Genomic DNA, 20,146 nt, shown 5'->3' on the forward strand with positions numbered 1-20,146 from the left:
TGTGTCCCTCGTGGCCGCGTCCCTTGCCGCGAGAGGGGCGATGTGGGTGCTTCACCTGCCACTTGGGGCAAGAAGTGGGTGGTTCCGGGTGCTTTTCGCCGAGAAAACCACCCACATCGAGCTTTCCGTGGAACGGTGACGTTCCCGNCACGTGCGCACCATGGCGCTGGCCTCCGACGCCAAGTGGGATGACGCCGCAGGTGCGGCGACCGGCGAGCCCACCGAGGCCGCCCTCGTCGCCGACGCTGCCAAGGAGGGCTACACCACCGCCAAGCTGGCCCAGAGCCGCCCGCGCGTGGGAGAGGCGCCCTTCGACTCCGGCCGCAAGATGATGTCGGTGGTGGTCAAGGACCACGACGGCTACGAGCAGCACACCAAGGGCGGCCCGGACGTGGTCTTGGCTCGCTGCACCCGCTACATGGGCGAGGACGGCGTCGTGCCCATGACCGACGAGCTGCGCGCCCGGATCATGGAGCAGAACAAGGCCATGGCCGACCGCGCGCTGCGCGTCATGGCGTCCGCCCGTCGCGACTGGGGCAAGGAGATGCCCGAGTCCTTCGAGCCCGGCTTCCTCGAGCAGGACCTCACCTTCGTCGGGCTCTCCGGCATGATCGACCCCGTCCGCCCCGAGGTGAAGGCGGCCATCGAGGAGGCCCACTCCGCCGGCATCCGCGTGGTCATGATCACGGGCGACCACATCGACACGGCCGTGGCCATCGCCCGCGAGCTGGGCATCATCGAGAGCCGCGAGCAGGCGATCACCGGTGCCGAGCTCGACCGCATCTCGGACGAGGACCTCGCCGACGAGGTGGAGCGCTTCGGCGTCTACGCCCGCGTCCAGCCCGAGCACAAGGTGCGCATCGTCGACGCCTGGAAGAAGAAGGACAAGGTCGTCGCCATGACCGGTGACGGCGTCAACGACGCCCCCTCCATCAAGAAGGCCGACATCGGCGTGGGCATGGGCATCACCGGCACCGACGTCACCAAGAACGTCGCCGACATGGTCTTGGCAGACGACAACTTCGCGACCATCATCAACGCCTGCGAAGAGGGTCGCCGGATCTACGACAACATCCGCAAGTGCATCCAGTTCCTCCTGAGCTCCAACCTGGCCGAGGTCATCACGGTGTTCGTCGCGTCGCTCATGGGCTTCACCCTGCTCGAGCCCACACACCTGCTCTGGATCAACCTCATCACCGACTCCCTGCCCGCCCTCGCCATGGCGACCGAGGGCGCCGAGCCCAACATCATGGAGCGCCAGCCCCGCGACTCGAAGGACGGCATCTTCTCCAACGGGATGGGCCTCGACACCATCGTCCAGGGCACCATCATCGCCGTGCTGACGCTCGGCGCCTACTTCATCGGCCTGGCGACGGAGGGCGTATCCCTGGCCGACGTGGTCGCGGGCAACGGCAGCGGGCTCGAGGGCATGACCATGGCCTTCCTTACGCTCTCGATGGTCGAGATGTTCCACTCGCTCAACATGCGCAGCCGCCGCGAGTCCGTCTTCACCCTCAAGAAGCAGAACTTCTGGCTCTGGGGCGCCTTCGTCGTGGCCCTGCTCCTGACCTTCGTGGTGATCGAGACGCCGCTCTCCGAGGCCTTCGACTTCGCCGAGCTGGACCTCGTCCACTACGCCATCTCGATAGGCCTCGCCGCGCTGATCATCCCGATCGTCGAGCTGGAGAAGGCCATCATGCGCCGCGTCGACAAGGCGAAAGCCTAAGCGTTGGGTCGTCGCAACGACAGAGGCAGGCGTGCCAAGAGGGGCGTCGGCGGGGGCATGGGGCTCCCGTCGGGGCCCCTCTCCCTTGCCGACCTGCCCGACTTCTCCGAGCTGCGCGCAAGCGGACGCCAGGAGGCCGCCTTTGCTGGAATCATGGCCAGGGAGGGGACTGCGGGCGGCCGCGAGGGGGAGGGCGAGCTGAGCCTGGGCTGCGTGGTGCGCCTGGACCGGGGCTTCCCCGTCGTCCTCTGCTGGGAGGGGGCGTTCAGGGCGGAGTTCGCCGTGGCGCTCTCGAAGGCCGGCCGCGTGGATGCCAGCAAGGGGCGCGCCGCGGTGGGCGACTGGGTGGCCCTGCGACGCCCGCCCGCCCATGACATGGGCATAATCCAGGAGGTCCTCCCGCGCGAGAGCGACATCGCCCGCTGGCGCGGTGGCTCTCGGGGCGAGCGCCAGACCCTTGCGGCCAACGTCGACGTCGTCCTCGTCGTGCAGGCCCTGGGGGAGACGCCCGTCCCCTGCGACCGCATCGTGCGCTCTGCCGTGATCGCCTGCGACTGCGGCTGCCGGGTGGCCGTGGTCCTCACCAAGGCGGACAGGGCTGGGTCGTCGCTCCTCTCCCGCGACGTCGGCTCCATCCGCGCGGTCCTGGGCGAAGACGTGCCGGTCTGCGCCAGCTGCTCCGTGGAGCCCGCGACGGGAGGTCGCCCGGGCCTGGAGGCGGCCGCCCTCGCGGCAGGGGCGAGCTGGGGCCTGGGTGGCGTCCTGGAGCTGGTGCCCCGTGGTTCCGTCGCCATCGTCCTGGGCGAGTCCGGGGCGGGCAAGTCGACCCTCCTCAACTCCCTCCTCGGGCACGACTCGCTCGAGACGGGGAGCGTGCGGGCCTCCGATGACGCGGGGCGCCACACCACGGTCGCCCGACGCATGGTGAGCGTCCCCGGAGGAGGGGTGGTCGTGGACGAGCCGGGACTCAGGAGCCTGCCCCTGGTGGGGCACGAAAGGGGCCTTGCTCTGGTCTTCCCCGACCTCGCCGACGCGGCTCGCGACTGCCGCTTCCGCGATTGCACGCACACGCACGAGCCCGGCTGCGCCGTGAGGGCGCTTCTCGAGTCTGGTGCCGTTCGCCGCCCCAAATACGACGCCTACGTCGCCCTCGCGGGCGAGATGCGCTCCTCCCTGGGCGTCCTGGATCCAGACGTGGTCCTCTGACTTTTCTACAAACGCCTGCTCAGACCATAGATGCGCGCAGCTGCCTGCTAGCTATGCGCCAGCTTCGTGCCAGCCCGATTTCCAAGGACGCGAGCGGACCCCTCCTCTGGCGTGACAATTTCCTCACGGGCGAAGTTGCCCTGGGGAAGTCGTCTGGGGAGGGGTTCGCATGTCGCTGAGGTTCAGGGTCGTCTTCGCCTCCGCCTGCGCGGTCCTGGCACTTCTCCTCTGCCACGTCTACGTGCAGGGCGTGCGCGAGGAGGCCGACCGCGCGCGTTCCGACGCCATCGCGCGCTACGGCGGGGAGATCGTGGGGCTGGTGGTGGCGGGGGAGGGCCTGGAGCCTGGGCAGGTTGTTGGCCAGGCGGACGTGGCCGTGCGCGACTGGGCGGCCGCGCTCGCGCCGGAGGGTGCCGCGACCCGGCTGGAGGACGTCGTGGGGCGTGAGGTGAGCGTTCCGGTGGCACGCAACGCCCCGGTTACGGAGCTTGCGTTCAGGAACGCGTCTGACTCGGCCCAGGTTCCCGCGGGACACGTCGGCNACGGGGAGCGTGCGGGCCTCCGATGACGCGGGGCGCCACACCACGGTCGCCCGACGCATGGTGAGCGTCCCCGGAGGAGGGGTGGTCGTGGACGAGCCGGGACTCAGGAGCCTGCCCCTGGTGGGGCACGAAAGGGGCCTTGCTCTGGTCTTCCCCGACCTCGCCGACGCGGCTCGCGACTGCCGCTTCCGCGATTGCACGCACACGCACGAGCCCGGCTGCGCCGTGAGGGCGCTTCTCGAGTCTGGTGCCGTTCGCCGCCCCAAATACGACGCCTACGTCGCCCTCGCGGGCGAGATGCGCTCCTCCCTGGGCGTCCTGGATCCAGACGTGGTCCTCTGACTTTTCTACAAACGCCTGCTCAGACCATAGATGCGCGCAGCTGCCTGCTAGCTATGCGCCAGCTTCGTGCCAGCCCGATTTCCAAGGACGCGAGCGGACCCCTCCTCTGGCGTGACAATTTCCTCACGGGCGAAGTTGCCCTGGGGAAGTCGTCTGGGGAGGGGTTCGCATGTCGCTGAGGTTCAGGGTCGTCTTCGCCTCCGCCTGCGCGGTCCTGGCACTTCTCCTCTGCCACGTCTACGTGCAGGGCGTGCGCGAGGAGGCCGACCGCGCGCGTTCCGACGCCATCGCGCGCTACGGCGGGGAGATCGTGGGGCTGGTGGTGGCGGGGGAGGGCCTGGAGCCTGGGCAGGTTGTTGGCCAGGCGGACGTGGCCGTGCGCGACTGGGCGGCCGCGCTCGCGCCGGAGGGTGCCGCGACCCGGCTGGAGGACGTCGTGGGGCGTGAGGTGAGCGTTCCGGTGGCACGCAACGCCCCGGTTACGGAGCTTGCGTTCAGGAACGCGTCTGACTCGGCCCAGGTTCCCGCGGGACACGTCGGCCTCTCCCTTCCCATCACCGACAAGCTGGGCATCTCGCGCAACGTCGCCGTGGGCTCCCAGGTCATCGCCTATCGCGTGGGCGACACGGGGTCGGAGCTTCTCGCCCGTGACATGCAGGTCATCTCCTCCCCAGGCACCTCTCCCATCGCCGGCTCGGGTCAGTTGGGCCTGGCCGTGCTTCCCGAGGACGTGTCGGCGGTCCTCTCGTCCAGCGCGAAGGGCGACCTGAGGCTGGTGCTCCCCGCGGAGGACGTCCGGGACGGCGAGGGGGCCGAGACGGCCAAGGCCCCGGAGGAGCTCGAGGATCCCGCCGACTCCCCGGCTGTCGAGGGGGTGCGGGCTGGCGGTGAGGAGAAACCGTCCAAGCCAGGTCAGGCGGGTGCCGACAAGGACGGGTCGGACGGGAAGGACGGTGCTGCGGGCCAGGCGAAGGGGGCCGCCCCGGAAGGGTCTGGCCCGGGTCGGGAGAAGGACAGGAAGGGTTAGGTGCGGGCATGAGCGAGCTTTGGTTGGGATGCACGTCACGTGGCAGCAGGGCGGAGGTTGCCCGTGCCCTCAGGTCGGTCGAGCCCTTCGCGGTCCTCTCGTTCGCCGATGACGCGACCGAGATGCGGAGTTGCTTCCGGGAGGAGGAGCCCCAGAGCGTCGGTGCCATCGTGGGGCTGACGGGAAGGGGAGTGTCTGACGTCAACCTCGCCGCGGCGCTGGCCCAAGACGGCCTTGCGAGCGAGGTGGTCCTGGTGGGCAGGCAGGTCTCCGGGTCATTGCGCTCGCGTGCGTCCCGGGCGGGCATCGACCGGGTCATCGACCTGGACGAGCTTGGCACGTCGTCTGGCCGTCCCGGGGGCTCATCAACGTCCAGCGCGAGGGGTCGCGCGGCGGGGTCCCTGGGGCGGCAGGCAGAGGGAGGCCATCCGCTCGGCGCTGGGGATGCGTGCACGTGCGACAACCGTCCTGCGCATGGAGACGCAACGGGCCTTGGCGGGCCCATGGGAGGCTCCGTCCCCGAGTCGGGGCGCGCCGACGGCGTGCCGTCGGGACGCTCGCCCACGCATCGGGAGGGGGTCGGCGCAGCTGGCGGCCGGGGGCAGGGCGAGACGNACGCTGCGGCACAGGCGGTGCAGCTTGCCGACCGCCTGGTCTTGGTGCACGACGACCGGCAGGGCGGCCTTGCGGCACTGGGCAGGACGAGCGCCTTGGCCGTGAGGCTGGGCGTCGCCCGCACCCGCATCGTGCGCGTCAGGAACATGGACGACCTGCGAGGGGACGAGGAGGTCGACTTCGCGCGGATCGAGCCCGGGCTCGAGGGCGCACGGCTCTTCAGGGTGCCTGACGGCGGGGAGGAGGCCGAGGAGCTCTTTGCCGCCGGGGAGACCGAGAGGCTCCTCTCGTCCCGCTCGGAGTTCTCTGAGGCGGTCTCGTACCTCATGGCCCAGCTGCTGGCCGAGCTGGGGGCGCTTCCCGACGGGGAGGAGACCAGGCATGCCCTGGAGCTCAAGCCGGGAAGGAGGCGTCGCGGCCTCTTCGGGCTCAGGAGGGAGGTGGGCTGATGTCCGTCCTGCAGATGGTGCGCGAGCAGGAGGCCGCACTCGTCTCGCCCGCCTCCGTACGGGAGGAGCCGCCGCAAGGGGGACTTCGCGGCACTCGCGAGCTCATGGACCTGAAGGAGCGCCTCAAGCGGGAGCTGGTCCGCAGGCTGGGACTCGAGGTGGTGGCGTCCATGGCATCGTCCGCGGACTCCACGCGTGCCAGGGGCGAGCTTTCCGTGGCGTGCCAGGCGATCCTGCGCTCGGGCGACTTCTCCACCCTGGGTCCCCACGAGCGGGGCGAGCTCGAGGGCTGGGTCCTGGACGACATATGCGGGCTGGGTCCCCTCCAGCCGCTCCTCGACGATGACAGCGTGACGGAGGTGATGGTGAACGGCAGGGAGGGCCTCTTCTTCGAGCGGGAGGGGAGGATTCATCCCGCGCGTGCCGTGTTCGACTCGGACGAGCAGATTCTCATGGTGGTGGACCGCATACTGGCTCCCCTGGGCAGACGCTTCGACCGCAACTGTCCCATCGTGAACGCGCGACTCGCCAACGGGGACCGCGTGAACGCCGTGTCGCCCCCCATCGCGATCGACGGGCCCATGGTGACCATCAGGAAGTTCTCCAACCGGATTAGCACGCTTGGGCGCCTCGTCGAGCTGGGGTCGCTGCCCGACTGGTATGCCCAGCTCCTCAGCTGGGCGGTGAGGTTGCGCCAGGACGTCGCCGTGGCGGGAGGAACCGGATCGGGCAAGACGACCCTCCTCAACGCCCTCTCGTGCGAGATACCGCCATCCGAGAGGATCGTGACCATCGAGGACTCCGCAGAGCTCAAGTTCGACTCCCATCCCAACGTGGTCAGGCTCGAGGCACGCACCGCATCCATCGAGGGCTCGGGCGAGATAAGCATCCGCGACCTGGTGAAGAACGCCCTGCGCATGAGGCCCGACCGCATCGTGGTGGGCGAGGTGCGCGGCGAGGAGGCCATCGACATGCTCCAGGCCATGAACACGGGGCACGACGGGTCTCTGACGACCCTGCATGCGGGCACGGCGCAGGAGGCGGTGTTGCGCCTGGTGCTCATGGCGCGCTTCGGGATGGACCTGCCCACCGACATCATCGAGGAGCAGATAGCGACTGCCCTTGACTTCCTGGTCATGTCGCAGAGGCTGCCGGACGGCAGGCGCGTCATCGCCTCGCTCAACGCGGTCACGCGGGAGGGGTCCGGCGGCGTGCGCCTGGAGGAGGCGGTCCGCTTCGACGAGGCGTCGCGCTGCTGGAGCTTTGGCTTCGAGCCTGCGTTCGTGGGCCGGGGCCTGGAGGAGGGGGTCTTGGACGAGGGGGAGGTGGCGCTTTGGAGGCGGCGTATGTCCTTGGCCTAGGTGGCTGCGCGTGGCTTGGGAGCTTCGCGCTCGTGGGAGGCGGGCTGCCTCGTGCGCGTGCGGAGGGCTGGAGGACCCGACGGCTCAGGCGCCTTGCCGGAGTCGCGGCCGAGCGCCTGGCCACCCTCCCCCTGGTCCACCTCCTGGCCGGGAGGGATGACTGGGGCCTTGCCGCAGACGAGTTTGGCGGCCTCGTGGCCCAAGGTGGTCTTGTGACCTCTCGCGAGGGGTCCTGCGCGCTGCTTCTCACGGGCGGCTTCCTGGCAGGCGTCGTCCTCGCCCTCCTCTTTGGCACCTGGCTGGCGCTGCCCCTGGCTGCGCTCTTGCTTGCCGTGGGCGTCCCCCTCTTGGCGCAATCGACGCGGAGGAGGAGGGAGAGGGAGCTCGCGCAGGCCATGCCGGGGGTGTTCCGCACCCTCGCCATGGCCCTGGCTTCGGGCGAGACGCTCTCCCAGGCCATTGACTACCTGGGGTCGAACAGCCCCGACGTCGTGGCACCGGCCTTCGCTCGCGTCTCGCTGAGGCTGCGCTGCGGCATCTCGGTCGAGGGGTCGATGGACGCGCTCCGCGAGGAGCTCGAGGCTCCCGGCGTGGGCCTTCTCGCCACGGCCCTCACCATCTCGCAACGCACGGGCAGCCCGCTGAGGGAGCTCTTCGAGCATGCGGCGCAGATGGTCGAGCGCCAAGGGGAGTTCCAGAGGCTGCTCGCGGTCAAGACCGCCCAGGTAAGGCTCTCCGCCCGCGTGGTGTGCGCGTTGCCGGCGATTCTCATCGGGGTGCTCTCGCTCGTGTCTCCCGACTTCCGGTCGGGGCTCGCCACGCTCTTCGGGGCAGGCTGCGTGCTGGTCGCCGCAGGGATGGACGCCCTCGCGCTGCTCATCATCCGACGCCTGATGAGAGGGGTGCTCTGATGGCTGGAATCGCCCTGCACGGCGCGGTGGCACTCCTCGCCTTCGTGGCCTGCCTTCTGCTCCTGGGGCCACCGCATGCCGGTCGCAGGGGGAGGGGGGCGGCCCGTGCGCCCTCTGCCCGTGGGCCGGCGCTCGTTGCGAATCGACTGCTGGAAGTCGTGGAGGGCTATGGACCCGTGGCGAGGGCGAGGGTACAGGCGGGCAGCTCGAGGGTGCGGATGGGCTGCCTCCGCGAGATGCCCTCGATGCTCGATGTGGTGACCTTGGGACTGCTCTCCGGGCTCTCGTTCGATGCGTCGCTCGAGCTCTACTGCCAACGTTACGAGGGCCGGCTTGCGGGCGCGCTCTCGTCCGCCCTCACCTCCTGGCGCATGGGCGTCAGCTCGCGCGAGGCGGCCCTGAGGGCGATGGCGGACGAGCTGGGGGTCGATGCTCTGGGAAGCTTTGCCCAGACGGTCGCCCAGGCCCTCGCCTTCGGCTCGCCTTTGGCCGACGCCCTCGAGGGGCAGGCTCAGGCGATCAGGGACGAGCAGCGCTCGCAGGTGGAGGAGGAGATCGAGCGGGTCCCGGTGAAGATGCTCGTCCCCTTGGGGACCCTCATCGTCCCGGCGATGCTCCTGGCGATACTGGGGCCGCTCCTCGGCTCCTCGCTCGTGTTGGGTCATTAGCTGCGCCCCAGTCGGGGGCAGGGAAGAAAGGTGGAAGAGATGCAGGGACTTGGCGTGTGGGTTGCTGGCTTGGCGGTTCGGGCCCGCGAGCTCGTCGCAAGCGAGGACGGGCAGGGGACGACCGAATACGCGATCCTCGTCGGCGTCCTGGTGGTCATAGCCATTGTGGCCATCGTCGCTTTTCGCGGGAAGGTACAGGAGCTCTGGACGGCCATCTCGGACGGCATCAACTCGCTGTGACGAGGAAGTCCCACCTGCGCCGCACGGGCAGGACGGTCCTGGTGGCGTCCTGCCTCCTCGCGGCAGCCGTCATCGTGGGGGTCCCACGGCTCTTGGAAAGGGGAGGTGTCCCGGGCGACGCCGTCCTGCGACAGGTGGGAGGGCACGGTGAGGGTGATGCCGAGGGCACTCGTCGTGGCGGTGACGGGTCGCCCGCGCCTCCGAGTGGCATGTGGCCGGATGGCAAGGCCGAACCAGGTATGTCCGTCGGGAGCGGGGGCGGCGACGGGGGCCAAGTGGGCCAGGGGAATGCCGACGTCCCTCGGGAGGGAGGGAGCCATGTCCTGGTCCATGGCTCCCGTGACGTGCCCGACTTGGCCGGGGAGCTGCTCGGGAGGTATCGCGAAGGGGGTGGTTGCGTGCTCGTCAGCGCGGGTTATGCCGACCTTTTGGGAAGGGTCTGGGTTTGCGTCGTGCAGGGCGATGGTTGGGTGGACGTGTGCGAGGTCTCTGCGGCGCCTGGCGGTGGGTGCAGGGAGGCGGTCACACGGCTGAGGGCGGACGAGTGGGGGGAGGGGGTCGATGCGTTGTGAGGCTCGGCTTTTCGGGGGCCGTGTTCGTTCTGCCCGGTCCGCCCGCTCGACGTTCAGGGGGACGGGGGCTTGCGCCAAGGCTCTTCTGTTGGGCACGTGTGGCCAGTCGACGGTGGAATACCTGCTCGTCACCCTGGCGTTCCTTGTCCCCACGCTCGTCCTCGCGGCCGTCTGGAGACAAGCGAGCGGCGGCGGGCTCATGCGCGGAGCCCTCGACGCGGCCTCCCACGGCTTCGGCGCGGGAGGGCTCGTCGCGGCACTCCAGGACGTCCTCCTCTATTGAGGAGCCGGGAGGGAGGGGCGCCTTGGATGGTGTCACGGCCGGCTTCGTCCCCGTCGTCCCGTACTCGGCCTCTGGGCAGGCGACCGTCGAGGCGGCGGTCCTGCTGCCCTCCCTGATGCTCATCCTGGCCATCCTGCTGGAGCCCGCCTGCCTTGGCTACTCGCTGGTGGTCATGCGGTCGGCGGCCGCGGAGACGGCCCGCGTGGCGCTCACCAACCATGGGTCCGACCTCGACGGGTGCAAGGCCTTCGCGCTGCGCAGGCTCGCCGCGGTGCCCGACGTTCCCCTCTTTCACGTGGGAGGGGAGGAGGGCTGGGAGGTTAGCGTGTCGAGCTCCGGCGGCCGGGTCGAGGTGGGCCTGCGCGGCCATGCGAGGCCGCTTCCCCTCCTCGGGGCGGCGATGGCGCTTGCGGGCAGGAGCGACGGACGGGGAGTGGTGCTCGAGGCAAGGGCAAGCGAGGGGCTGAGGCCATCGTGGTTGGGAGGGAGCTATGCGAGTTGGCAGACCATCTGGGACTAGGGGAGAGGAGCTGCCGAGCCCTCTCGCCATCTTCGTGCGGGACGACGGCGGCTATACCACGGTGGCGGTGGCCGTTGCGCTCCTCGTGAGCCTCTCCCTCGTGTTCTCCCTCGCCACCCTCGAGTGGGCCTCCTCCCGCTCTGCCGACGTGCAGGCGGTGGCCGACGCCTCGGCGCTCGCCGGGTCAAACGTGGTGGCGGCGTATTCGACCGTCGCCCAGGTGGTGGACGCCTGCGTCCTGAGCATGGGGCTCCTGGGCTCCGTCATCTGCGCCTCCGCGCTCGTCATAGCCGCCATACCTCCGCTCCAGGCGATGTCGACGGGGGTGTTTGCTGCGGGAAGGAAGGTGCTCGACGCGAGGCGCGGCTTTGCGCGCAGCGCCTCGGAGGGCCTCTCTCGCCTGGAGGCGGCCCTCCCCGCCCTGGTCATGGCGAACTCCGCGTCCTGCGTGTCCGCCAACTCCAAGGGTGACGTGCGCTACGTGGGGCTCGCCGTCCCCTTTCCCCAAAAGAGCGAGTCCGACTTCTCCGGGCTCGACGACGGGCTGGACGCCGAGGAGATGGAGGAGGATGCCAGGAGGCTCGCCGAGGCGTCCGCTCGGAAACAGGCCGCCCACGAGCGTGCCGAGGCGGCAAAGGAGAGGGCCTGGCGAGCGGACAACGTGGACGACCCCTATTGCCTGAGAAGTCGGGCCGAGCGGCTTGCGGGCCTGTCCGGAGGGCAGAACCCGTCCTATCCGGAGCCCTCGTCATGGCGCTTCGACTTCGCGCGGCTCCGCAGCGCTAACTACTACTTGACCCGTTGGTCGGCAGAGGGCGAGACGGGCTCGGACGCGGACGAGCTCCAGAGGTCCTGTGCGCGCAAGGCCTTCTTTCGCTACGCCTACGAGCGGACATCGGAGGCGCATTGTGACGAGTCGGAGGAGGGCTGCTCGATCGACCTGCCCGAACTCCCCCATACCACGGCGGGGGTCAGGGAGACGACCCTGTACACCGACGTCGTCTGGCCGTGCACCATCGAGGATGGCGTGAGGACGCTGCACTGCTCGCTCGACTGCCCCGGTGCCCGGGGTCCCTATGCGGGCCTTGCGAGCCTCGCGGACATCGACGCGGGGTCTGCCGCCGTCTGCCCCGACTGTCGCATGGACGCGGTGGCCATGGGCAACGTGGCGGACGCGTCCACCAACATATCGAACGGCTACGAGCACTACTGGAGGATCGTCGTGGAGGCCTCGCGCGAGTACCAGGTGGCAAGGGACGAGGAGGTCCAGGCAGAACGGGAGATGCAAGAGATTGCGGAGCGTGCGGACGGCGCGTTCGAGCGCGCCATGAAGCTGCTCTCGGTGGGGAGGCCGAGGCTCTGCCCTCCCGGCGCCTACGGATGCATGGCCGTGGTGTCTCGCCCGGACCTCACCCCCGTGCCGGCGGGGATCTCGCACTTCTCCTCCGAGGGAGAGCTCCCCCGTGGCGCCGCCGTCTCTGCCGCCACCCTTGCCCCGGACGAGGGGACCGACGGGCACAACGTCCTCTCGAGCGTGTTCGAGGGCGTCACCCGTTCGGACGGGGGCTTGGTGCTCGACCTCGTGGGTGGCATCACGGGCATCTGGGGAAGGCTGCTCGTCTCGTATGGCTCGTCCTACGAGAGCGTCTCGGGGGTCACGGATGACGTGCTGGACGGCATAGGGGGCGTGTTCGGCGAGAGGGTCGCGTCGTGGCTGCGCAAGAAGATCTCTGCGACGGTGACGTCTGCGGGCTTCGAGCCAGCGGACATGAGGCTGCGAAAGCCCGTCTTGGTGAACAGCCAGCAGGTCTTGGACCGGGCAGGGCTCGAGAGGGTCGGCAAGGTGAGGGAGCTGGTGCAGGCCCTGCCGATGGAACCCAGGGAGCTCTTGGGCCGCTGTGCGCAGATGGTCTCCGACGAGCTTGGGGACAAGACCTTCACGGTTGCCGAACTGCCCGTTCCCGGCATGGAGGGCACCACCATCCCCCTGACCATAGACCTGGCCACGATTTTGGGGGCGCTGACATGAGGGTGGCATGGACATGGGCCGGGGCGAGCGACGCCGGAGTGTCGCGAGGCGAGGCGGGGCAGATGGTCGTCGAGCTCGCGGTGCTGCTTCCCATCGTGATCGCGGTGGCCCTCGTCGCATTCAACATGGTCCGCTTCCTGCAAGCCTGTGCGGCCTTCGACAGGGTCGCGCCCGACTGCGTCATCGCGCACGGGGTGAGTCCCGCGGGGGAGCAGGACGTAGCGTCTGCCTGCGCGCAGGTGAGGGCGGCGATCGAGGACGGGCTCCCGGTATCTGGCTGTGAGGTGGCGGTCAGCTCGGGGGACCTAGGTCCTGCGCCAAGGGGGAAGGGGGTGTCGTTTCCCGTCTCGCCCCTCCTCACCACGTTTACCTGCACCCTCTCGTACCGTCCCTGGCCGAGCTCCTTCTCGATGGCCGGGATCGACCTGAGGGTCCCTGCGTTCCTGCGGCACGAACGCTCCATCACCGTCGACCGCTTCAGGCCTGGGGTGGTGGTGTAGGTGAGGGGGATGGTAGGGCGCATGGTAGGGGCACGACTCGCGGATGGGACGACACTGGGCCGATTCGAGCTCAGGGAGCGCTTCTGTGAACGGGCACGGGGGCTCTTGGGAACGGGGCCTGACGCCATGCCCATCGTGATCATGCCCTGCCACTCGATCCACTGCGTGGGCATGCGCTACGCGATAGACGTCGCGTTCTTGGACGGGGGAGGGAGGGTCCTCCTCGTCCGGAGGGCCCTGCGCGCCGGGACGATTCTGTGCTGCCACGGTGCCGCGGCCGTGCTGGAGAGGCCTGCGGGCTCGAGGCCATGGCCTCTCGAGGGCAGTCATGTCGAGCTGTTCGATTTGTCGGGAGGGGAATCCCGACCCAAGAGGAAGGTATCTGAGCATGGATGAGTACGGAACCACTTCCTTGGCGCTGGAACCACCCGTCCAGCCCGAAGGCCAGGGCGAGACGACCAAGCGCTGTCCCCGCTGTGGCATGGAGCTCTTCTCGGACATGGACGTCTGCTACGGTTGCCTCTTCGACTTCTCCCGTGCGGGCTCGTCAGGTCCGGACCTGCCCCCACAGGACGACCTGGACGAGCCTCGGGGCTGGGACGAGGGGATGCCACCCTTCGAGCTCGAGGAGAATGGCAGGACGCTCGAGCTGTCCGGCATGCCCCTGGGTGCCAGGACCAGCGGGATCCCGTCGGTGTGGGTCAGGGGCAGCGAGCTCGAGGTAGTGGTGCCCATCCCCGAGGATGGCCTCAACGTGGGGCGCTTGCCCTCGAACGACGTGGTGCTGCATTCTGCCGCGGCCTCGCGTCGTCATCTGCGGGTGTCCCTCGTGTCGGGGGGCGCCGTGGTCGAGGACCAGGGTTCGACGAACCCCGCCATGTTGCGTGGGCGCGCGGTGGACGACCTCGCCCGCATGCAGGTCGGCGACACCTTGGACGTGTGTGGGACGCTCCTCACGCTCGTTGGGCCCGTTCCCTCATGAGCGACGGCGATGGGTGGCGCATTCCGCTTTGGTATCCTCTTACGGAGAGGGCTTCTAGTGCCCTCCCCCGAGACGGATCGGAGGGAACCATGTCGCTTCCCCGCAGCCATGCCCGCAAAATGCGGGTCCATGCCGTATTGCTTGCCGCGATTGCCCTGGTTGCTGCCGCTGCATTCCTGCCCCTGCGAGCACTGGCAAAGGACTACGCCATCACGAGCGTGGACATAGACGCCACCGTGGCGACGGACGGCAGCCTCTCGGTCACCGAGGACCGCATCTACGACTTCGATGGCTCGTTCCATGGGGTGTACTGGAAGATTCCCAAAGGGGAGTACGAGGGCAGGGAAGTGCAGGTGACCATCGGCGAGGTGGGCCTCGTGACCGACGGCTCCTTCGAGTCCTTCACCATGTCGAGCTCGGGCGACGACGGCACCTACACGGTGACCGACTACGGCAGCTACCTCCAGGTGAAGCTCTATTCGGCGCACGAGGACGAGTCGGCCACCTTCCGCATCAACTATGTCGACTCCCAGCTCGCACGTCGCTACGCCGACACCTCCGAGCTCTACTGGAAGTTCGTCTCGGATGGCTGGGACGTCGAGTCCCAGAACGTTCGCTGCGTGGTGCACCTACCCGTGCCCTCTGGCCAGACGGTGAGCGCGGGCGATAACGTGAGGGTCTGGGGGCACGGCCCCCTCGATGCCAGCGTGTACGTCGTGGACGGCAACGTCGTCTACAGCGTGCCAGGCGTGGGAAGCTCCGAGTACGCCGAGGCGCGCGTCGCCTTCCCGTCCGAATGGCTCTCTGACGCGACTGCCTCGAGCGAGGCGAGGCTCGACTACATCACCTCGCAGGAGCAGGGCTGGGCAGACGAGGCCAACGCTAAGCGTGCGAAGGCCCGGGCGATCTCGTATGGGCTTTCGGGCTTCGGGGGCCTTGCCGCCATCGCGTCCTGCGCCTATGCGATATCCAGGCGCCTGAGGTACAAGGAGACGCACAAGCCCCAGTTCGACGACAAGTACTTCCGCGACGTCCCCTCCGCAGACCACCCCGCGGTTCTGGGGGCCCTCATCAAGGGCGGCACTCCGCAGCAGGAGGACCTCACTGCGTCACTCATGCGTCTCACCGACCTTGGGATGGCAAAGCTCAGCATGGTGAAGACGAGCCGCAAGGGCCTCTTTGGCCGGACCCACCAGGACAGCGAGTACCGGCTCGAGCTCACTCCCAACAACGTGGGCCGTTCCATCGCCCGTACCAAGGGGCCAGGCGAGGCACAGGCGCGACGCATCGACGAGGACACCATAAAGTTCCTCTTCCGCAAGATTGCCCCAAAGGGCACGCGCAGCGACTCGACCACCCTCTACTTCTCCGAGATTGGTGACGTTGCAAAGTCAGATGCCGAGACATACAGGGACGCATACGAGGACTGGGAGACGACCGTGGAGGCCTGCCTCACGGAGCGCCGCTTCTCCGAGGACGAGCATTCGAACGGTCGTGTGGGCCTGGCGCTCTTTGGCGGCATTGACGTCATCCTTGCCGTGGGCCTGGCGTTTCTCATGCTGATCGGAGAGGTCGCGGGGACGTGGGGGCTGCCCGCGGCCGCCCTCCTTGCCGTCGCAGGAGTCTTCTCGATCTGGAGCGCCCGCGGCATGGAGAGCCTCTCCTCCGAGGCGATCGAGCTCAAGGCGAAGCTGGAGGCACTCAGGCGCTGGCTCCTCGACTTCACCCGCCTTGAGGAGGCCATTCCCCAGGACGTGGTCCTCTGGAACCAGCTCCTGGTCCTGGCTGTCGTCCTCGGTGTCTCCGAGGAGGTCATCAAGCAGCTCAAGATCGCCGCACCACAGATTCTCGAGGATCCCCAGATCATGCCTGTGTACGGTTGGTATCACACCGAGCCCGGCCTGGGCAGGCCCGTCGCGGACTTTGGCGAGAACATCTCGCATGCCCACCAGGTCAGCACCGCCGAGCTCGCCAGCTCGTCCTTCAGCGATGGCGGTGGAGGTGGTGGCGGGTTCTCCGGTGGTGGCGGAGGCGGCTTCGGCGGAGGCGGCGGAGGCGGCGCCTTCTAGTCGGGAACCTTCACGAGAAGGAGATTCGAGAAATCCGTTGACGGCTTGGGATTCTTTGCTATATTAAACAGGCTTGCAAGCGCAAGCGCTTCGGCTGGGTAGCTCAGTTGGTAGAGCAGGGGACTGAAAATCCCCGTGTCAGGGGTTCGATTCCCTTCCCCGCCACCATAAAAAAGGCCCGTCTACCTGCGTGAAGGTAGGCGGGCTTTCCTGTTGGGTGGGTATCTGTTCCTTGCGGTGTCCCATGCAAGCGCGTACACCTTCGCGCGCCTCCCGCATGCCAAATCGCGCGGGGTGCGCTAAGGCGACGTGACCGAATGTTTTCCCGACTGTGACTTTGCCAAGGCGCGCTTCTCGAGGGTGCTAGCCTTTGCCCGCGGGAGCGGTTTGTCGGTGATGCGCAAGGGGGCGCAATGGCTTCAAAAGAGGGGGGCAATGGCACCGTGGGTCGACGGCTTGCGTACGTGTTTCCCCATGCGCTGCCCGTCGTTCTCGCCTACCTGGTCATTGGGATCCCTTGCGGCGTGCTCGAGGCGCAGATTGGCTTCGGTCCCCTCCTCGCCCTCGCCTTCTCGTCCACCTTCTATACCGGCGCAGGCCAGTTCATGCTGCCCCAGATGGTCCTTGCTGGGATGCCGCTTCCCACGACCATTGCGAGCATCGTGCTGGTGAGCTCGCGACAGCTTCTCTACTCGGCGGGACTTGCCCCCTACCTGGGCAAGGGTTCGCGCCTTGACGCGTTTGCGCTTGCGGCGACTGTCACGGACGAGTCCTTCGGCGTCAACCTCGACCGCTTTGCGGGAGATGCCGGCTGGGACGTTCGCGACGGCCTTCTCCTCAACCTTCTCTGCATGTCCGCGTGGGCGCTTGCCAATGCCGCAGGCGTGCTCGTAGGTGGCATGGTGAGCCTACCCACCGCGCTCATGTCATTTGGCATGACCTCGATCTTCGTGTGCCTGCTCCTGGGGCAGCTGCATGACGGGTCCACCTACGTCGCGGCCCTTGTCTCGGCACTCCTCGTCCTCGTCTGCAAGCTCGCTGACCTCCAGGGCGCAGCCGTGCTCCTCGGCGCCGCCGGTGGCGTTGTCTGCGGGCTTGCCTGGCAGGCCTGGGGCCGGAGTGGGGGTATCCGGTCATGAGCGCCTCTCAGATCGCCCTCACTTGGGCTGTCACCTTTGCTGCCATCCTCTCCTTCAGGACGTTGCCTCTGCTGCTCCTGAGGGGAAGGAGCCTCTCGCCCCGTGTCGGGGAGGCGCTCGGGCTCATACCGGCCGCCGCCTTCGCCGGTTTGGTGGCAAACGACCTCCTCGACCCCTCGGCCATCGCGCGCGACCCGCTGGCAGCGGCGTCCGGGCTGGTCGCCGCCGTCATCGTCGCAATCGTGGCGCGTAGGACGAAGTCCCTGGTCCTCTGTGCCGCAGTGGGCATGTTGGCGTATGCGTTGTTGGGCCTTCTCGCCTAGCCCTTCGAGACGGGCGAGAGGATTCCCCTGCAGTCCTGCTGAGCACGCCGTTGCGCACAAGCAAATTATCCAGCACGCTGTTACGCACATTGGCGGTATCTGCCAACTGCGGAAACGTCAGGCTGAATGTGCGCAACTGCGTGCGCGATGCGGCGAATGTGCGCAACTGCGTGCGTGGTGCTGCGACTGTGCGCGATGGCGTGCTAGGCGTCTGGGGGCGTGTGCAACGGCGTGTGTGGTGCTGTAGCGAACACGCAAACGTGTGCGGCAGCGTGCAGGATGTTGCAGCTCGCACGCTCGAACGCGACCGCCCGCCTCGCGGCGCGCCGTCTCCAGCTAGTAGCGCACGCGGAAGCCGACCTCTCCGGGCACGGGCTCGAGCTCGACCTTCGAGTCGATGCGATAGTCGATTGGGTAGCGGGCGTATGCGTTCGAGAAGCGCCCGAAGAACTCAGATATGGCGTCGTCCGTCCCCTGGAGCTCCATGCTCACGCTGCCGTCGTCCTCGTTCCTGACCCAGCCCGTGCAGCCCGACTCGCCGGCCACGTGCTGGGAGGTCCAGCGGAAGCCGACGCCCTGGACCTCTCCGCGAAACACCAGGCCCAGCCGTCTCGTCCCCTCGGGCAGGGGACCCTTCTCCCTGCCGTTCCGCCTCCGCAGACCAAAGCCAAGCATGAGGCAGCCCCCCGTTCGGACGTCCAAAACCCTTGGGCGTACAATACCATCAGTAGGTTCCGCCGTGTCCGCTCGACGCCGGGCACGGCCCCAGGCCCACCCGCGCCGAGGAGGATGCATGCCAGCGAAGTTCAACCTGATGACGGATTCGCCCTGCGACTTCACGCAGCAGATGGTGGAGGACTCCGGCATACGCTGCCTGCACTTCAGTTACACCGAGGCCGGCCGTGAGGGCGGGCTCAGCGGCGAGGACGACCTCTTCCAAAGCCGTGACCCCCACAGCTTCTACGAGGAGATTCGCAAGGGCGCCTGCCCCATGACCTCCCAACCCTCCCAGCTGGAGTTCGAGCGCGCCTTCCGCGAGGCGGCGGAACTCGAGCTCCCTACCGTCTACCTCTGCTTCTCGAGCGGCATCTCGGGCTGCTACGAGGGGGCCCAGACGGCGCTCGCGCGTCTGGAGGAGGAGGTGGGCCACAGCCTGCCCATCAGCATCGTCGACCTCAAGCTGGGATCGACGGCGCAGTACCTCTTCGTGGTCGAGGCGATCCGCCAGCGTGACAAGGGCCTCACGGCAGACCAGATGGTCCGCTGGGCGGAGGAGGCGCGCTACTTCGTGCAGACCATCTTCATGGTGGACGACCTGGACGCCCTGCATCGCGGCGGGCGCGTTCCCAAGTCGGTCGCCGTCTTGGGCGGGGCCCTGGACGTGAAGCCCCTTCTCACCTTTGACCTCGACGGGGCGCTCAGCGTCATCGGCATCTCGCGTGGGCGCAAGAAGGGCCTGCGCAAGCTGGCCTCCTTCTACGAGCGGAACCACAACGACGACCTCTTCTCCAACGTGGTGGCCATCGGCAATGCCGACTGCCCCCGCGACGCCGACCGCCTCGCGGACATCATCCACAAGGGCAACGACTCGGCCGTCACCATGATCTCGACCATAGGGCCGACCATCGGCTGCCACGTCGGCCCCGGCATGGTCTCGTGCTGCTTCTGGGGAGAGGACCGCCGCCACGGGGCGTCGGTGGCAGACCAGATCTCACGGAGCGTCCGAGACCAGTAGCGCGGACGCCGGGCGACCGCGCCACCACGTCATGGGGCGCGCCGTCCGGCACGAACGTCAGATACGGCGCGCAGGGGAGCGCACGCAACTAGGAGGACACATGAACGCCAGCAGAAGAGACTTCCTCGCCCTCTCGGCCGTAACCGCAGGCCTGGGCCTCGCCGCCTGCGCGCGTCCCGGCGGGCAGACGGGCGACCAGGCCACTGACCAGCAGCAGGAGCAGCCCTCCGTCGTTCTCGAGGAGTTCGAGGGGCTGGCACTCAAGGACGACGCCTGGAAGTACGACGCTGCCAACGACTGCTACTACCAGCTGGGCGTCAAGTACTGCTTGAAGCCCGGCAGCGAGTCCTACGAGTCCCTGGCCATCTTCGTGCCGGGCGCCTACTTCGACGCGCAGAAGTCGGGCGAGAGCTACAAGTGCACGGTGAAGCAGGACGCCACCCTGGCCGGACTCACCCCCAAGACGGCGCCCGTCGTCATGCCCGTGAACTCCGCACGCCTCAACGCCCAGGCCTGCCCCACTTCCTACTCCTACGACGGCCTGAGCCGCTACCTCTCTGCCGGCATGGTGTACGTCTATGCGGGCTTCCGCGGTCGCTCCGCGGGAATCGCGAGCGACTCCCAGGACCTCTATCCGGGTGGCGCACCCTGGCCGGTCGTCGACCTCAAGGCGGCCGTGCGCTACCTGCGCTACAACGCCTCCAAGCTCCCCGCCAACCTGGACCGCGTCTTCGTCGCGGGCTACGGCGCGGGCGGCGGCGTCTCGGCGGTCCTCGGTGCGGGCGGGGACTCCGCGCTCTACCAGAAGTACCTGGAGGCCATCGGCGCCGTGACGCACGACCACGAGGGCAACGCGGTGTCCGACGCCATCTGCGGCTCCGCCCCCTGGTGTTCCGTCACCTCCTTC

18 protein-coding genes, 1 tRNA gene and 2 pseudogenes are annotated in these 20,146 nt (G+C 68.4%); 20 read left to right on the plus strand and 1 reads right to left on the minus strand.

From position 1 onward, the window contains the following. Positions 1 to 151: 151 nt before the first annotated feature. The 18 genes and pseudogenes from BQ7388_RS04060 to BQ7388_RS04160 all read left to right on the plus strand — a co-directional run bounded on the left by BQ7388_RS04060 (position 152) and on the right by BQ7388_RS04160 (position 17,504). Positions 152 to 1,726: a cation-translocating P-type ATPase gene (locus tag BQ7388_RS04060; protein WP_234946827.1), complete on the plus strand. Its 1,575-nt coding sequence runs from the start codon at positions 152 to 154 to the stop codon at positions 1,724 to 1,726. A gap of 57 nt (positions 1,727 to 1,783) precedes the next feature. Continuing rightward, entirely contained in the window at positions 1,784 to 2,932 is a 1,149-nt protein-coding gene (rsgA, locus tag BQ7388_RS04065) for a ribosome small subunit-dependent GTPase A (protein WP_072500444.1), read from the plus strand. 169 nt (positions 2,933 to 3,101) lie between these two features. Then, positions 3,102 to 3,500, plus strand: coding sequence for an SAF domain-containing protein (locus tag BQ7388_RS04070; RefSeq protein ID WP_083558251.1), 399 nt, complete (start codon positions 3,102 to 3,104; stop codon positions 3,498 to 3,500). Further along, positions 3,463 to 3,816: pseudogene (rsgA, locus tag BQ7388_RS04075) on the plus strand (GTPase RsgA); the annotation flags it as partial. The gene BQ7388_RS04070 and the pseudogene rsgA (BQ7388_RS04075), both read left to right, overlap by 38 nt. A gap of 169 nt (positions 3,817 to 3,985) precedes the next feature. Continuing rightward, a complete protein-coding gene (locus BQ7388_RS13195; protein WP_009279677.1) occupies positions 3,986 to 4,843 on the plus strand; it encodes an SAF domain-containing protein in 858 nt (285 codons plus the stop codon). A gap of 1,063 nt (positions 4,844 to 5,906) precedes the next feature. Then, positions 5,907 to 7,268 (plus strand): TadA family conjugal transfer-associated ATPase, encoded by a 1,362-nt coding sequence (locus BQ7388_RS04090; RefSeq protein ID WP_072499840.1) that lies wholly within the window; start codon positions 5,907 to 5,909, stop codon positions 7,266 to 7,268. After that, entirely contained in the window at positions 7,241 to 8,179 is a 939-nt protein-coding gene (locus tag BQ7388_RS04095; protein ID WP_083558253.1) for a type II secretion system F family protein, read from the plus strand. The genes BQ7388_RS04090 and BQ7388_RS04095 overlap by 28 nt, the downstream gene beginning before the upstream one ends. After that, a complete protein-coding gene (locus tag BQ7388_RS04100) occupies positions 8,179 to 8,847 on the plus strand; it encodes a type II secretion system F family protein (RefSeq protein WP_072499841.1) in 669 nt (222 codons plus the stop codon). Before BQ7388_RS04095 ends, BQ7388_RS04100 begins: the two co-directional genes overlap by 1 nt. A gap of 39 nt (positions 8,848 to 8,886) precedes the next feature. Continuing rightward, positions 8,887 to 9,087 (plus strand): Flp family type IVb pilin, encoded by a 201-nt coding sequence (locus BQ7388_RS04105; RefSeq protein WP_009279672.1) that lies wholly within the window; start codon positions 8,887 to 8,889, stop codon positions 9,085 to 9,087. A 684-nt stretch (positions 9,088 to 9,771) separates the two neighbouring features. Further along, on the plus strand, positions 9,772 to 9,942 hold the full coding sequence (locus BQ7388_RS12260) for a hypothetical protein (protein WP_156797643.1): 171 nt from the start codon (positions 9,772 to 9,774) through the stop codon (positions 9,940 to 9,942). Between the two features lie 22 nt (positions 9,943 to 9,964). Beyond that, positions 9,965 to 10,462 (plus strand): TadE family protein, encoded by a 498-nt coding sequence (locus BQ7388_RS04120; RefSeq protein WP_009279670.1) that lies wholly within the window; start codon positions 9,965 to 9,967, stop codon positions 10,460 to 10,462. A gap of 34 nt (positions 10,463 to 10,496) precedes the next feature. Next, complete coding sequence (locus BQ7388_RS04125) at positions 10,497 to 12,491, plus strand: hypothetical protein (protein WP_234946829.1); 1,995 nt, start codon at positions 10,497 to 10,499, stop codon at positions 12,489 to 12,491. A 62-nt stretch (positions 12,492 to 12,553) separates the two neighbouring features. After that, positions 12,554 to 12,991, plus strand: a complete 438-nt coding sequence (locus BQ7388_RS04130; RefSeq protein WP_009279668.1) for a hypothetical protein — start codon at positions 12,554 to 12,556, stop codon at positions 12,989 to 12,991. A 388-nt stretch (positions 12,992 to 13,379) separates the two neighbouring features. Next, the gene (locus BQ7388_RS12265) at positions 13,380 to 13,973 is read left to right on the plus strand and encodes an FHA domain-containing protein (RefSeq protein WP_062530506.1); all 594 of its coding nucleotides are present in this window, start codon (positions 13,380 to 13,382) and stop codon (positions 13,971 to 13,973) included. An 89-nt stretch (positions 13,974 to 14,062) separates the two neighbouring features. Then, positions 14,063 to 16,042: a DUF2207 domain-containing protein gene (locus BQ7388_RS04145; RefSeq protein ID WP_072499845.1), complete on the plus strand. Its 1,980-nt coding sequence runs from the start codon at positions 14,063 to 14,065 to the stop codon at positions 16,040 to 16,042. A 92-nt stretch (positions 16,043 to 16,134) separates the two neighbouring features. After that, a tRNA-Phe gene (locus BQ7388_RS04150) sits at positions 16,135 to 16,210 on the plus strand. A 245-nt stretch (positions 16,211 to 16,455) separates the two neighbouring features. Next, entirely contained in the window at positions 16,456 to 17,181 is a 726-nt protein-coding gene (locus tag BQ7388_RS04155) for an AzlC family ABC transporter permease (protein ID WP_083558254.1), read from the plus strand. Then, positions 17,178 to 17,504: an AzlD domain-containing protein gene (locus BQ7388_RS04160; RefSeq protein WP_072499846.1), complete on the plus strand. Its 327-nt coding sequence runs from the start codon at positions 17,178 to 17,180 to the stop codon at positions 17,502 to 17,504. Before BQ7388_RS04155 ends, BQ7388_RS04160 begins: the two co-directional genes overlap by 4 nt. A gap of 336 nt (positions 17,505 to 17,840) precedes the next feature. On the opposite strand, the gene BQ7388_RS04165 is transcribed toward BQ7388_RS04160, so the two are convergent. Continuing rightward, the gene (locus BQ7388_RS04165; RefSeq protein ID WP_083558255.1) at positions 17,841 to 18,179 is read right to left on the minus strand and encodes an acylphosphatase; all 339 of its coding nucleotides are present in this window, start codon (positions 18,177 to 18,179) and stop codon (positions 17,841 to 17,843) included. Positions 18,180 to 18,297: 118 nt separating this feature from the next. On the opposite strand from BQ7388_RS04165, the gene BQ7388_RS04170 reads away from it, so the two are divergent. After that, complete coding sequence (locus BQ7388_RS04170) at positions 18,298 to 19,239, plus strand: DegV family protein (protein WP_009279661.1); 942 nt, start codon at positions 18,298 to 18,300, stop codon at positions 19,237 to 19,239. A gap of 100 nt (positions 19,240 to 19,339) precedes the next feature. Then, positions 19,340 to 20,146, plus strand: a pseudogene (locus BQ7388_RS04175) (subtype A tannase); the annotation flags it as partial.

This window comes from Olsenella phocaeensis, from assembly GCF_900120385.1.
GTDB lineage: Bacteria > Actinomycetota > Coriobacteriia > Coriobacteriales > Atopobiaceae > Olsenella_I > Olsenella_I phocaeensis.